Source organism: Micromonospora sp. SL1-18, assembly GCF_047921505.1.
Taxonomy (GTDB): Bacteria; Actinomycetota; Actinomycetes; order Mycobacteriales; family Micromonosporaceae; genus Micromonospora.
Genome location: NZ_JBLROA010000100.1, coordinates 1 through 15,047, shown reverse-complemented (window position 1 = coordinate 15,047; position 15,047 = coordinate 1). Strand labels below are relative to the sequence as shown.

Annotated in this window: 4 protein-coding genes and 1 pseudogene; 4 read left to right on the top strand and 1 reads right to left on the bottom strand. The window is 68.9% G+C overall.

Annotation, left to right across the window (positions count from 1 at the left end):
- Positions 1 to 249: 249 nt before the first annotated feature.
- Positions 250 to 924 (bottom strand): annotated as a pseudogene (locus ACNAW0_RS28330) (DUF2891 family protein); the annotation flags it as partial.
- Between the two features lie 47 nt (positions 925 to 971).
- On the opposite strand from ACNAW0_RS28330, the gene ACNAW0_RS28325 reads away from it, so the two are divergent.
- From ACNAW0_RS28325 to ACNAW0_RS28310, 4 genes are all read left to right on the top strand, one after another.
- Complete coding sequence (locus ACNAW0_RS28325; protein WP_416291086.1) at positions 972 to 3,236, top strand: LuxR C-terminal-related transcriptional regulator; 2,265 nt, start codon at positions 972 to 974, stop codon at positions 3,234 to 3,236.
- Between the two features lie 520 nt (positions 3,237 to 3,756).
- Complete coding sequence (locus tag ACNAW0_RS28320; protein WP_416291085.1) at positions 3,757 to 7,566, top strand: S8 family serine peptidase; 3,810 nt, start codon at positions 3,757 to 3,759, stop codon at positions 7,564 to 7,566.
- A 244-nt stretch (positions 7,567 to 7,810) separates the two neighbouring features.
- On the top strand, positions 7,811 to 10,795 hold the full coding sequence (locus ACNAW0_RS28315; protein ID WP_416291084.1) for a LuxR C-terminal-related transcriptional regulator: 2,985 nt from the start codon (positions 7,811 to 7,813) through the stop codon (positions 10,793 to 10,795).
- A gap of 262 nt (positions 10,796 to 11,057) precedes the next feature.
- Complete coding sequence (locus tag ACNAW0_RS28310) at positions 11,058 to 14,870, top strand: S8 family serine peptidase (protein WP_416291083.1); 3,813 nt, start codon at positions 11,058 to 11,060, stop codon at positions 14,868 to 14,870.
- Positions 14,871 to 15,047 lie beyond the last annotated feature (177 nt).

Sequence of the window (15,047 nt, the reverse complement as noted above, 5' to 3'; positions counted from 1 at the left end):
ACGTTTCTCTAGGCGATCCTCGGCTCTAGACCAGACGAATTACGCGGAACGCAGGGAACCGTGCGGATGCTCAGCAGTCGCAGACCCGAGCCAGAAGACCACAAGTAAATAGCCATGCAAGGCGGTGGCGGGGACCTTCCCGCCACCGCCCATCAGCCCAGATGCCCACTGGACGTTCGCCGAATGCGTCTACGACATGAGCGTCCTGCGAGGGGAAATGAGTACCAGCCCGCCGCTGGGGCAGGTCTGTCAGCGCAGCGGCTGCCCTCGCCCGCCGTAGGTTTGGGCGATGGCGCGCACTCCGAACTGTGCCACCCAATGCGATACGTCGTAGCCGAGCGGTGACTCCTGTGTCCACAGATCCGGTCTGCTGACCTGGTACTCGACTAGGCTGGTGAGGTTGCGGCGGTACTGGGGGTTGTTGGTCGCCTCCCACAGGTGCCAGAGGGCGTAGGAACGGCTGAAGTTCAGCGCGTGCGAGTGGTTGCGCACCGGCTGCGTCACCGGTTCGATCCAGAGATCGGTGGGAACCCGCTTGCTCACCCAGGCGCGCAAGGTGGCGTGGGGGACGTTCCAGGTCTGGCTCACCGCCGCTAGCCGCATGAGACAGGGTGGGAAGAATTCTCGGTTGTCGGGGGCCGTGTCTGCGGCCACGGGGCACACGTCGTCCAGCGCTGGGTCGAGGAGGATGGTTTCGACCTTGTCGTTGACGAATGACGCCAGTGCCGCGTCGCGGGTGTGCTCGGCCCAGAGCTGCAGGTGGATCAACGCCCACGATACGTTGGGATAGTTGGGGACGAGCACGCGTGCGCGTGCTTGTTCCGGCGTCAGCGACTCGATCAGTTGCCGTATCTGCGTGACGGCCTCGTCGGCGAGTGGCCGAAGGTCGTGCTTGCCGGTGACCTCCTCGCGTTCTTTGACGAGCGCGAGGAGCCAGGGCCCGCGCCGAGGCGCGACAGCTGGTGGCCTCGATGCTCGCCGCCGACAGGATCTCGGACGAGTTCGTAGCGTTGCTGCACGAACGGACGGCGGGCGTACCGCTTGCGTTGGAGGAGAGCGTACTGCTCCTGGCCGATCGTCGAGACGTGTTCCGGCGCGGTGAGGAGTGGGCCCGACACACTGTCGACCGGTTGCGGGTTCCCACGACGGTGCGTGACATGGTGCTCGAACGAGTGGCAAGGCTGACCCCCCAGGCCCAGCGGGTGCTCGAGACATCGGCAGTGTTGGCCGAGCCCACGACGGCGCAGATCCTGGAGGTGGCGGGTGCGCTCGACGCGGACGAAACTCGATGTGGACTCTCGGCCGCGCTCGCCTCGGGCCTGCTGCGGGAAGCGAGCCCCGGACGGTTCGCGTTCCGGCACGTTCTGGCGATGTTGGCCGTGTACGAGGCCATCCCGGTGTCGGAGCGGCGGCAGCTGCACGGTCGGGCCGCCCGCCACCTGGAGCAGCTGACGCCGCAGCCGATCTGGCAGCTGGCCCATCACTACCGGGAAGCACACGAGATACCCGTCTGGGCCCGATACGCCGAGGCTGCCGCCGACCTCGCCGCAGAAACGGGCAACCATCAGGCGGTGATGGCAATGTTGCCTGACCTGCTGGACGAGGTAACGTCTCCGGCGGACCAGTTCGGCCGGTTGGCGCGCAAGCTGGGCCAGGCGGCTGGGTTCGCGGCCGCGAACGACGGGACGGCAGACCGCGTGATCGCGCTGCTGCGTGTCGCCGTCGCTCGTGACGACCTGAAGCCGGTCGACAGGGGACAGCTCCGGTTGCTGCTCTGCCGGATTCTCATCAACCAGGGCCGCCTGGATGCCGCCTACGCCGAGATCGAGCGCTCAATCCCGGATCTGGACGACACGCCGGTGCTGGCGGCCCGAGCGATGATCGGATTGGCGTGGCCGTGGCTCGGAGGACGACCGGCCACCGAGCACCTGGCGTGGCTGGATCGGGCCGCCAAGCTCCTCCCGCGGCTGCCGTCATCGAGCGAGCGGATCACCTTGGCGGCCGATCATGCGACCGCTTTGCTGATGCTGGGCGAGGAGTCTGGCTGGCGCGGGGCCGGCGAGTTGCCCACCGGGGCCAGCACCGCCGCTGGACGACGCGACCTGGCGCGTGGGTTCGCGAACCTCAGTCAGCTCGCGGTCGCCTGGGGTCGCTACCGCCCGGCCCGAACCTGGCTCGAGGCGGGCGCGAGACTCGTCGATTCCACGACCTACCCCGTCATGGACAACATCCTACGGATTAGCTCCGCGTACATGGACTACTGCACCGGTGCCTGGTCGGATCTGGACGCTACCGTGGCCGAGTTCGCGCAGGCCATCCCCCTCACCCGGATGTCAGCGCGGCTGATCCAGGGTCTCTTGGCGCTCGCCGGTGGCTCGACCCAAACGGCCGAGCAGGCGTTTCGCGAGGTGATCGACGGACTCGACGTATCACGACTGGCCGACGACCGGCTGACCGCGGAGGCGGCACTCGCCCGGCTCCAACTGGCCGGTGGCGCCGCCACGGACGCATTGGCCGCGACGGACGCCAGCATGGAGGCCATCATGTCGACCGGACTCTGGCTGTGGGCAACGGACCTCGCCCAGGTGCGGGTGGACGCGCTCATCGAGACCGAGAGTGTGGAGCAGGCCGAGGCTTTGCTCCGGCAGTTTACGGCGTGGATCGTTGACCGGGACGCACCGGCTCCGGCGGCCGCGGTGATCGCCTGCCAGGCGCGGGTCGCCGAGGGCAGCGGCGATCCACGCCGAGCAGCCACGCTGTTCGGCCAAGCTGCCCGAGCCTGGGCGGAGTTGCCGCGCCCCTACGATGCGCTGCTGGCCGCCGAGCGCCGGGGCCGATGTCTGCTCGCGGTCGGAGCGGACGACGAGGCACTGACGGCGTTGGCTGACGCCCAGCAGGGCCTGTTCGACCTCGGTGCACGCCGGGACGCCAACCGCATCGCGCGCGTGCTGCGTCAGCGCGATGTCGAGGTCACGCGAATTTGGCGGGGTGGCCGGCGTGGCTACGGCGACGAGCTGTCACCCCGAGAGCTTGAGGTGGTGCGGTTCGTCGTCAGCGGATTGACGAACCGTCAGGTGGCCGAGGCCTTGTTCATCTCTCCGCGGACCGTCGCCGAGCATGTGAGCCGCGCGATGCGCAAACTGGGCGTGACCTCCCGAACCGCGTTGGCTGCCGCCGCGATGAGGGCCACCGTACTGTCTGATACGAACGAGTCGGGTGGGCAGCCGACGCCGTGAGGGCGTGGGCCTCGGCGGTAAAAACCCGTCACCTGTACGGTCGCAAGCGCAGCTGATCTGCCGGATCCTCACGATGTGGTGGGCCAAACGCGAGCGAACGAGGACGACGCGGTCGACCCATGCCAACCCGACCCAGGCGGGTACCCCGATCAGTGGTCGCGCCCGGGTAATCCTCCGCCGGAGCGGCAACCCGGCACCGACGTCGACCAGGAGGGCGACCCGCCTGACGACGACGATGTCGTGCCGCTCTGACATTGCGGGGAGTCGGATCCAACGGCTCGAGTGAGAGCGAGGCAGGACGATGAACCCTCGACGATGGACGGCGCTCATCGGCGCCATAGCCGTCCTGATGGCCGCCGCACCAGGCACATCAGAGGCTGGAACGGACGCGGCAAGTGCATCCGCGGGTTACATCGACTCGCAACCGCGTGCTGACAATGGGCTGGTCCGTAGGGACCCCAGGGTCGAGCCCGCGGTCGTGGACGACCTGGCTCATCGACCGGCTACGGACTTCTGGGTTGTGTTCGAACGGCACGCCGACCTCAGCGGCGCCGACAAGATCGAGGACTGGGCTAAGCGTGGCCAGCTCGTGTACCAGCGGTTGGTCAACACTGCCCGGGCCAGCCAGGCCGGTTTAACTAGAGCGCTGGCCGCTCGTGGGGTCCACTTCGAGCAGTACTGGATTGCAAACCGGGTGCTGGTTCGGGCCGGCGACCCGCAGACGCTGGACGCCGCGCTCGCGCAGGAGGGAGTGGCAGAGATCCAGGCCGACGAGCCGGTTGCGTTGCCTCGCCCTATCGAGGAGAAGGCGCTTGCCGAGGCCCAGACCGCCGCCGTCGAGTGGGGCATCGACAACGTTCGGGCCGACCGGGTGTGGTCCGAGTTGGGCGTCCGGGGCAGGGGCGTCGTGGTGGGGAACATCGACAGCGGGGTGCAGTTTGACCATCCGGCCCTGGTCAACCAATACCGGGGAAACCTGGGCGGCGGGAAGTTTGATCACAACTACAACTGGTGGGACCCGTCCAGGGTGTGCCCGACGGAGGCGCCGTGCGACAACAACGCCCACGGCACCCACACGATGGGCACCATGGTCGGGGACGGTGGTGCCGGAAACGAGATCGGGGTGGCCCCCGGGGCGCAATGGATCGCGGCGAAGGGCTGCGAGGCCAGTACGTGTTCGCTCGCCGCGTTGCTGTCCTCGGGCCAGTTCATGCTCGCCCCGACCGACCTTTCCGGCGGCAATCCGCGGCCGGAACTGCGTCCGCAGGTGGTGAACAACTCCTGGAGCGGCACGGGTGGGCAGGACTTCTACGACCGCGTGGTGGACGCGTGGGTGGCGGCCGGAATGTTCCCGGTGTTCTCCAACGGAAACGCCGGCCCGGCGTGCGTCACGGCAGGATCGCCGGCCGATGGCTCGAAGGCCTACAGCGTGGGCGCCTACGACAGCAGCAACGCCATCGCCAGCTTCTCCAGCCGCGGCCCGGGCCGGAATGGCGAGATCAAGCCCAACATCTCCGCACCAGGGGTCAACGTCCGCTCCAGCGTGCCGGGCAACACGTACGCCAGCTATAACGGCACCTCCATGGCCGCCCCCCACCTGGCCGGCACGGTGGCGTTGATGTGGTCGGCCGCCCCGAAGCTGGCCGGCGATGTCGAATCCATCCGGGCCGCGCTCGATCTCACAGCGATTGACACCGAGGACCTCACCTGCGGCGGTACGCCAGACAACAACGACGTGTACGGCCAGGGCCGGCTGGATGCGCTTGGTGCCACCCTCAGGGTCGCCGGAAACTCTGGAGTCAGCGGCCGTATCACCGACGCTGCCAGTGGCGCCGGGATCTCGAACGCCCAGCTCCGGGTTCTCAACGACGACCCGTTCTTGACCACCACCGGCCCCGACGGTCGCTACCGACTCAACCTGCTGCCCGGCAGCTATGAGGTCGAGGTGTCGCGGTTCGGCTACCAGCCGCTGAGCCTGTCCGACGTGGCAGTGAAGGCTGGGAAGGTCACCACGGTCAATGCCACGCTCGAGCCACTGCCCACGGGCACCATCACGGGCAAGGTCACCCTGGACGAAACTGGGCTCGGCGTCCCCGGCGTCGCGATCCACCACGGGAACATCCCGTTGACCACCACCGGCGCGGATGGCACGTTCCGCGTAGATGCACCGATCGGCACCTACGAGGTGGTCGCCCGACACGAGATGTTCCACGCCCCCGAGCCGGTGAAGGTCACCATCGCAGAGCGAAATTCCACGGTCGCGAACTTCGTGCTGCGATGCGGCGACGAGTGCAACATTGACAGTCTATGGACGGATCGCTATGACGGGTCGGCCAGCTCCAGCGACGTCGCACGCGCAATGGAACTCAGCCCGGATGGCGACGCGATGTTCGTGACCGGGGAGAGCCCCGGCTCCGGCACAGGCACCGACATGGCGACCATTGCCTTCGACCCGACGACCGGTGACCGGCGCTGGGAAGCTCGCTACGACGGACCTGGGAGCGGCAGCGACGCCGGCTATGGCATTGGCGTGAGCCCCAACGGGGCCACCATCTACGTAACCGGCCCGAGCATGGGTATCGACAAAAAGACGAAGTACGCGACCGTGGCGTACGACGCAGCCACCGGGAAGAAGCGGTGGGAGGCGCGCTACGACGGACCCGGCACCGGCGACGACGCCGCGCTGGCCCTCGACGTCAGTCCGGATGGTGCCGTGATCGTCGTGACCGGCCTCAGCGACGACGTGTGGAACGACTACGCGACGGTCGCCTACGACGCCGCGACCGGGCACCAGCTGTGGGTATCCCGCTACGACGGGCCGGCGAACCTCACCGACACCGCGCTATCGGTGAAGTTCGCCCCGGACGGTGCCACCGTCCACATCACCGGCTACAGCAGGCCGGCCAGCGGAGTGGCCAACGACTCCGACTACGCGACCATCGCATACCGCGCCACCACGGGCGAGGAGCTCTGGGTCGCCCGGTACAGCGGACCGGTCACCGGTGGCTCGGACCTCGCCCAGGACCTGCAGGTGAGCCCGGACTCGTCGAAGGTCTTCGTGACCGGCTACAGCGCCGGAAAGAACCGCGATGACGCCGCGACAATCGCCTATGACCGGGCGACCGGGGACGAGCTGTGGGTCGCACGATACGACGGCCCCGCTCGCGGCATCGACATGGGGTTCGCGTTGGACGTGAGCCCTGACGGGTCTGCCGTCTACGTGACTGGACGGAGCGCCGGTATCGGCAGCAAGGACGACTACGTGACAATCGCCTACGACGCGCAGACGGGGAACGAGCTGTGGGTAGCCCGCTTCGACGGGCCCGCCAAGGGCGACGACATCGCCCAAGACGTGCAGGTGAGCCCCAACGGCTCCGCCGTTTTCGTGTCCGGCCACAGCCTGGGCGTGGGTACGAACGCCGACTATGCGACGGTCGGGTACGACGCCGCTACTGGCGCGCAGCTGTGGAGTGCCCGGTACAACGGTCCCGGCAACAGCTTCGACGGCGTAAACGCCCTGCGCGTGAGTCCGGACTCCGCCCGCGTCTTCGTGACCGGCCACAGCTTCGGCATCGGGACGAGCCGCGACTACGCGACCCTCGCGTACAACGCCGCAGCCACCCCGGAACTTCCGGTGTTCGTGCCTTGGGGCCTGCAGTCTCAGTCGAATCTGGTGATGAGCGATGGCCAGGCGGAGGTCAGTGTCAACGTGACCAACGTGGGGGCCGCTGGCGGGGTCTATGACGCCGCGCTCCTGGTGGACGGGAGGGTCCAGGAAACGAAAGCGGTCCCTCTCGAGCCGGGTGGCACCAGCCGGGTCGAATGGACGGTGAAGCTGGACGAGCCCGGTAAGTACCAGATCCGGGTGGGGCACGTCACCGCTCCGCTGAGGGTGGTCGGATGCGACAAAACGATCACCCGAACGCACCCCGGCGCGCTGACCGTGACCGAGGGGGTGACGTGTCTGGCGGAAGGGGCCCGGGTGACCGGCCCGGTGGACGTACGGGCGGGCGCCGGGCTGGTTGCCACCGATGCGGCGGTGAGCGGCAAGGTGTCAGCCGTCGACGCGGCGGTCGTCGCGCTGCGCGACAGCCGAATCGCCGGGCCGATCACGATCACGGGCGCCGCCGGGCTGGAGCTCATCGGTAACCAGGTCAGCGGCAACATCCGCCTGGACGACAACACCGCCGACGACGGGTTCGCGCTCGTGGTGGCCGGCAACCGGATCGTCGGCCATGTGTCATGTACCGGCAACACGCCACCCCCCGTCAACCAGGGTATGTCGAACGACATGTCCGGCCGAGCGACCGGACAGTGCGCCGACCTCTAGGTGATTGGTGTTAGACGATGGCTGCCACTGGCGTGGCAGCCATCGTCCTATACAACCCGCCAAGATGCGGGTCGAACGCTACCGCTTCCGCGGCCAGCCGATCTGGGCTTGACCGCATCGATGCCATCGGGCAGCCTGCGACCAGGCGGCCACCACCGATCCGTGCTCTGAGGGAGCCGGGGTGTTGACCGCTAATTGTCAACTGTGCGTGAGTCGCGCTTGACGGTCTGGTGCGGAGGTGGCGGTGACGGCTCGAGCCGAACGACGCCAGCGGGCTTCGGTGGGTCGGCCAGCGAAGACACCCCCGCTGGTCGGCCGCGACGACGCAATCAGCAGGGTAACGAGTGCCCTGACGCGCGGCTCGGCGCTGGTGACGGTGGAGGGCGAGGCCGGAATAGGCAAGACCCGCCTACTGCGCGAGGCCCTGGCGATGCTCGCCAATCGCGCCTCGCCACCCGACCGGGTGCTGATCGCGACCTGTCCACCGGTGCCCGAGCCGGCCCCGCTGGGTGCCGTGGTTGCCGGTATCCGGCGCCTGGCACCGAACGCGGACACCCATGGCCTGAGTGCGCTGGGCGGCGCTCTGCGGCCGCTCTTCCCGGAATGGTCGCAAGATCTCCCGCCCGCGCTGGAACCGCTGGACGACTCGAGTGCGGTCCGCCACGTGCTGTTTCGAGCGCTGTCCGAGCTCGTCGACCGTCTCAGGGTGACGATCCTCGTCCTCGAGGACGTCCACTGGGCCGACACCGCCACGCTGGAGTGGCTGCTGACGCTGTGCGCGGACGAGCCCGCCGGCGAGCGTGACCTGTCGATTGTGGTGTCCTTCCGTCCGTGGGACGTACCGGCGGGGTCGCTGCTGCCCCGGCTGACCGCGCGCACGCCGGCCGGCATGTCCCGCCTCCGCATCGCACTGCAGCCGCTGGACATCGAGCAGATCCGGCAGCTGGTGGCCTCGATGTACGCCACCGACCAGGTCTCCGAGCAGTTCGCCGGGTTCTTGTACGGCGCGACCGACGGCATCCCCCTCGTCGTCGAGGAGTACCTACTGCTGCTGGAAGACCGTGACGACATCACCCGGGAAGACGACCACTGGACTCGCCGAGTCCTCACCGAGCTCGACGTGCCGGCATCCGTGCGCGAATCGGTCCTGGAGCGGGTCCACCGACTCGACCGGGACACCCAGCGACTGCTCGAGGCGGCCAGCATCCTGATGGACCCGGCCGACGAGCCGCTCCTGGCCACGGTCGCCGACCTCGACGAATCCGCCGCCCGCAGCGGTGTGGCCCGGGCGTTGGCCTCCGGCCTGCTGTGCGAGCGTTCGGCTGGCCGATTCACCTTCCGGCACGTGCTGGACGCGCAGGCGATCAGCGGCGCGATGCCGGTCTCGGAGCGACGCCGGATGCACGAGCGGGCCGCGCGGGCGCTGCGACGAAAAGACCACCCGCCGATGGCGCGGCTCGCCCACCACTTCCGCGAGGCCGGGGACGACGATCAGTGGTGTGGGTACGCCGAGGCGAGCGCCGAGCTGGCCCTGGAGTCCGGCGACGACCGAACCGCTGTCGAGACCCTGCTGCAGGTGATGAACGCCGCCGAGCACCCGATCAGTCGACGAGTCCGGCTGGCCCGCCAGCTGGGTCAGGCAGCCTTTTTCGGAGCGGCCGCACTCGGCGATCTCGCCGAGCACGTGGTCGATGTCCTTCGCCGGGTGCTGGACTCCGGCGAGATCGCCCAGGCTGACCGAGGCGAGCTGCGGTTACTGTTGGGCCGCATGTTGTGGGCCATCGGCGAGCGGTCCGCCTCGTTCGAGCAGTGGGAGTCGGCCGTTCCCGATCTCGGCCATCGCCCGGATCTGGCGATCCGGGCGATGGCCAACATGGTGCCCCCGCTGATCCCCGACTGGCCGGTGAGCCGGCACCGACACTGGTTGGACCGCGCCGGCGAGCTACTCGATCAGGTCGCGACGAAGGACCGGCGGGCGTTCCTGGACATGCGTATGACCGCGCTGCTGCTGCTCGGCGAGGAGGCGGGCTGGGAGGCGCTCGGCGACCTTCCCCGCTCGGCGCCGACCCAGGCGGGCGAACGTGACCTCGCGAACACCCGGGTCAACGCGGTCTGGGCGATGCTGGCCTGGGGCCGGTTCGACGGCGCGCGCGAGCAGTTGGCCGTGTGTCGCCGACACATCGAGGCCACCGACTCGTCGCGACTCACCCACCTTGCCCTGGCTGTGCAGGCTCGCCTCGACTGGTACGTGGGGAACTGGTCCGGACTTGACGCCAGCGTGGCGGAGCTGGCCGGGCGCGAGGACACCGACGCAGAAAGCAAGCTCCATGCGCGGCAGGTTCGCGGCCTGCTGAAGCTGGCCGCCGGCGGACGTTCCGCGGCCCAGCGTGAGTTGCACGAGGTCGCTCTGGAGCAGACTCGGCTCGGTGTCATGGAGCCGGAAGCGGTGGCTGTGCCGGCGGCGCTGGCCCGGTTGCACCTGGCCGACGGCGACTCGGCCCAGGCGCTGTCGAACACCAGCCCAGTGGTGCACCTGATCGCCCGCAAGGGTGTGTGGCTGTGGATCACCGACATCGCGCCGGTCCACGTGGACGCGCTGCTCGGCACGGCCAAGGGAGACGACGTCGATGACTTTGTCGCCGCATTTGCGCATGAGGTCGCCGGTCGAAACCTTCCGGCACCGGCGGCCGCGCTCGTGACGTGTCAGGCCATCGTGGCCCTGGCCGCGGGCGACCCACGCCGGGCCGCCGGCCTGTTCGCGGACGCGGCGCGGCGGTGGGCGGCGCTGCCGCGACCCTATGACGAACTGCTCAGCAGGGAGCGGCAGGGCCGGGCGCTGCTGGCCGCCGGCGAGAGGGCCGGCGCGCTGGAGCTGCTCGTGGACACCCAGCAGCGGCTGCACGACCTGGGCGCCCGGTGGGACGCGGATCGGGTGGCCCACGTGGTGCGGGACCACGGCGGAGAGGTTGCTCGCGCGTGGCGCGGCGGGCGCCGCGGATACGGCGACCGGCTGTCCCCGCGCGAGCTGGACGTGGTGGGTCTGGTCGCTCGCGGCATGACGAACCGGCAGGCCGCCGAGGCGCTGTTCCTGTCGCCGCGCACCGTGGAAGCCCATGTCAAGTCCGCGATGCGCAAGCTCGGCGTGAAGTCGCGCACCGCGCTCGCCATTGCCGCGGTCGAGGCCGGCTTCATCGCAGCAGACGGCAAGGATTCCACCGGTCGCGGATGAATTCTCCGTAGTCTGCACAATCGCTAGCGGCCGCCGCGGTCGCCATGCTGACCCATATGGCAGACGACCCGGCTGAAACGCGCGATGCCGAGGGTGCAGCAATCGGCGTACCGGCCGATCCGACGAACCCAGCCGGCACTCAGCCGCCCGACCGCGACGACGAGCACTCGACTCGGCGGAGCGCCACTAACGAGCCTGGCGACAACAGCGGGAAGCGCTACGAACCACTGTGATCGGCTTGCCGGAAGACAAGGAGCTGTCGATGACCCGACGACCTACGCCTCCGAACGCACAATCCCGCCTCGGCCGACCACTTTCGCTGCTGGCGGCACCCGCGCTGGTAGTGACTCTGCTCACGGGCGCCGCGTCCCCCGGCGCCGGTGCCGACGGGCCCCGAGCCGCACCCGCCGGCGTGGTGGTGTCCGAGCTGCCCGACCTGGGTGTGAGTCCGGATTCGGTCACCCTCATCACCGGTGACCAGGTGCTGCTGGAACCAGCCGAGGATGGACGAACGGTCGCCGTCGTCGAGCCGGCCCCGCGCCCCTCCGGGCAGGAGCCCCAGTTCGAGGTGCTCGACAAGGGCGACGACCTCTACGTCATCCCGTCCGACGCGGCGATACTGATTCCGGATCGGTTGGACCGGGAGCTGTTCAACGTCACCAAGCTGGCCAAATACGGCTACACCGACGCCGTCTCGGTGATTGTGGCCGGCGCAGCGACGCGCGCCGCCGCGGCGAGCACCAAGGGCCTGGCGGTGACCACCCGCCTGTCGAGCGTCAACGGGTACGCCGCCACAGTGAAGCCCGACGGCGGCTGGTGGTCGACGATCGCGCCCGCCGCCGGCGGTACCGCGAGGACGCTGGCCAGCGCCGGGAAGGTCTGGCTGGACGAGATCGCCGAAGTCAGCCTCGACCAGAGTGTGCCGATGATCGGCGCCCCCGCGGCGTGGTCGCAGGGCTTCGACGGCACCGGCGAGACCGTGGCGGTGCTGGATACCGGCGTCGATCTCAACCATCCGGACCTGGCCGGGCAGATCGTCGGCACCCGGATCTTCACCGGCGAGGCCAGCATCACCGACCAGCACGGTCACGGCACCCACGTGGCCAGCACCATTGCCGGCACCGGTGCCGGATCCAACGGCAAGTACAAGGGTGTGGCTCCGGGAGCCGATCTGCTGATCGGCAAGATCTGCACAGCGTCGGGCAGTTGCCCGACCTCGGCGACGATCGCGGCGATGGAATGGGCCGCGCCGCTGGCCGACGTGGTCAGCATGAGCATCGGCAGCAACGTCGGTGACAGCGGCGCCTCCCCGGAGGCGATGGCGATCAACCAGCTGAGCGCGAGCCATCCCCACACGCTGTTCGTGGTTGCCGTCGGCAACAACGGGCAGCAGGGCGCAGGCAGCATCGCGTCGCCGGGTTCCGCCGACGCGGCGCTCACCGTCGGTGCCGTCGACAAGCAAGGCAAGCTGGCCTACTTCTCCGGCCGCGGCCCGCGGTTGGGCGACTCCGCCATCAAACCGGATGTCACCGCACCCGGCGTCGGAATCGTGGCGGCACGCGCCGCTGGGACGTCCATGGGGACACCCGTGAATACCCTGTACACCTCCGCGAACGGCACCTCGATGGCGACCCCGCACGTCTCGGGAGCCGTCGCCATCGCGATGCAGCACAACCCAGAGCTGACCGCGAAGCAGGTCAAGGCCGAGCTGATCGCCACCGGACGCCCCAGCGCGGACGCGAGCGTCTACGAGCAAGGCGGCGGCCTGATCGACGTACCGGCAGCGATCAACGCGCCCGTCCTGGCGACGCCGGAACCGTTGAACGTGGGCTTCTTCGCCTACCCCCAGGACAACACTCCGGTCACTGCCAAACCGGTGACCTTCACCAACCATAGCGACGCGGCCGTCACTCTCGACCTGGCGCTGGACGTCAGGCACAAGGACGGCACCGCGGCACCGAGTGATGCACTGTCGGTCAGCCCGGCCACCCTGACGATCGCCGCTGGCGGCACCGCTACGGCCACCGTGAGCCTGGACGTCCGGAATCTGCCGAAGGGCGTCTACGGCGGCTACTTGAAGGCGCAGGGCGGAGCCGCCAATGTCCGCGTGCCGGTCGGGTTCACCGTGGAACCACCGATGGCCGACCTGACACTCACCGGCATCATGCGGGACGGCCGCCCGGCGACCCGCGCCAGCGCCGTCTACGTCCTCAACGCCAACGACCCGAAACAGCCCTGGAAGGAGCTGCGCTTCGAGAACGGCGTTGCAAGCGGGCGGTTCACGCCAGGTACCTACTACATCGTCGGCGCGATCCAGACGATGGACGGCGCCAACCGGTACATGCTGAACAAGACGATGATCGGGGCCCCGACGGTGCGCCTCACCGCGGACACCGCGCTGACCTTCGACGCGCGGCAGGCCAAGGCGATCTCGGTCGACACCCCGGAGCATCCCGAGGCGTCGCCGGTGGATCAGATGGCGAAGACAGTGGTCGGGTACGGCGGCCCGAGCTCGACCGAGAACTTCGCGCCGCAGTGGATCGGGAAGTGGATACCGACGTACGTGCTGAAGTCCGGCCCGGCCGAGCTGAAGAATCTGGAGTTCGTCCAGCAGGTCCGGCTCGCGGCGGCACCGCTGGAGCTGAAGATGGTGTCGCCACGGGCCGAGGACGTGTACATCCAGCCGCTGTCCGGCACACCGGAGATCGACACGTCGATGGACCTCGACCTGGCGTACGTCGGCCAAGGCGCTGAGGCCGACTACACCGGCCTGGACACCACGGGCAAGGCGGTGCTGGTACGGCGGTCGGACACGGCGTACTCGACGATCGAGGCGACCGCGCGTGCGCACGGAGCGAAGGCCCTGGTGATCATGCACGACACCAGCGGATACTTCTTCGGTTCGGTGGGCGCCAATGCGCAGATTCCGTCGATGGCGATCAATGGCGAGGCGGGGCAGCAGCTCCGTGACGAGCTGGCGAGCGGAAAGGTTTCGGTGCGGGTGTCGGGCACGTCCTGGTCGCCGTACCTGTACGACCTGGCCCTGATCCGGTCCGGTGCGCTTCCGGACGGCGTCGAGGAGACTGTGCACACCGATGACCTCGTCACCGTGAACAACGCGTTCCATGGCGAACCGGGCGGGGCGCTGGGTGAGTACCGGGCGCTGTGGCGGCCTTACCTGCTGTTCGCGGCGTCGCAGTTGTCGACCGTCAAAGCCGCGCGGCAGCGCACCGAGTACGTGACCGCCGGGACGGACTCGTTGTACCGGCAGGCCGTCAATGCTCAGTACCCCTCCGGGGGGCCTCTGCAGGAGCGCGACGTGACCTACCCGGGCGTCGAACAAGTTAAGCACGAGTGGTTCCGTGGCCCGAACCACCCCACCGTGCTCGATCCGGCGGGTCCGCGTAACCCGGGCTACCCGGTGACCCGGGCTGGGGACGTCATCACACTCCAGCTTCCGGAGTGGTCGGACAGCAGCAGGGCGGAACACTACGGGAGCGGCGGCAGCACCGATACCTCACCGATCAAGTTCTACCTTGACGGGAACTACGTCGGTCAGGCGTCCCGCCCGATGGTGAAGCTGACCGGCCTGCCGCCAGGCGAGTCGACGGCGCGGTTGGAGCTGACCACCACCCGCAACCAGGCGTGGTGGCAGACCTCCACCAAGACCGTGACGAACTGGACGGTGCGGACCGCACGCCCGAGTGCGACCGCGTTGGTGCCGATGCTGACGGTGGACTACGACACGCAGCTCGACCGAACGAACACCGCCGTACTGCCGAGGGATCGCCACGGTCCGGCCACCCTGGACCTGCACGTACGGCACCAGGCCGGGTACATCGGAGGCGCGATCGCCGGGGCCAAGGTGTCGATCTCGTACGACGACGGGGTTACCTGGCAGGAACGACCGACAAAGGTCACGCCGGGGGCCGGTAACTTCCAGGCGATCCTCGACTCGACGGCCGCCGGCGACACCCCGACCGGGTACGCCTCGGTGCGAGTGGAGGCCTGGGACACCAACAACAACCGCATCGAACAAGAGATCACCCGCGCCTGGCGGTTGGCAGCCCGCTAGGTCAAACGATCGACGGTGGCGTGCGACAGTCGAGGTCGCACGCCACCGCGGGTGTGCGAATCACGATGTAACGCGAGCGGGGACCGGGCGCGGAGGCGCAGATGACGGTCGACTCCAGCGGACGCCGGGCGGATCGCGCCACGCATAGTCCTGGACCGGAACGTCCTGCGACCGCTA

What these genes read in the sequence shown, in the direction of transcription:
- ACNAW0_RS28325 (WP_416291086.1), top strand. Translation starts at nt 972, where the DNA reads ATGCTCGCCGCCGACAGGATCTCGGACGAGTTCGTAGCGTTGCTGCAC.
- ACNAW0_RS28310 (WP_416291083.1), top strand. Translation starts at nt 11,058, where the DNA reads ATGACCCGACGACCTACGCCTCCGAACGCACAATCCCGCCTCGGCCGA.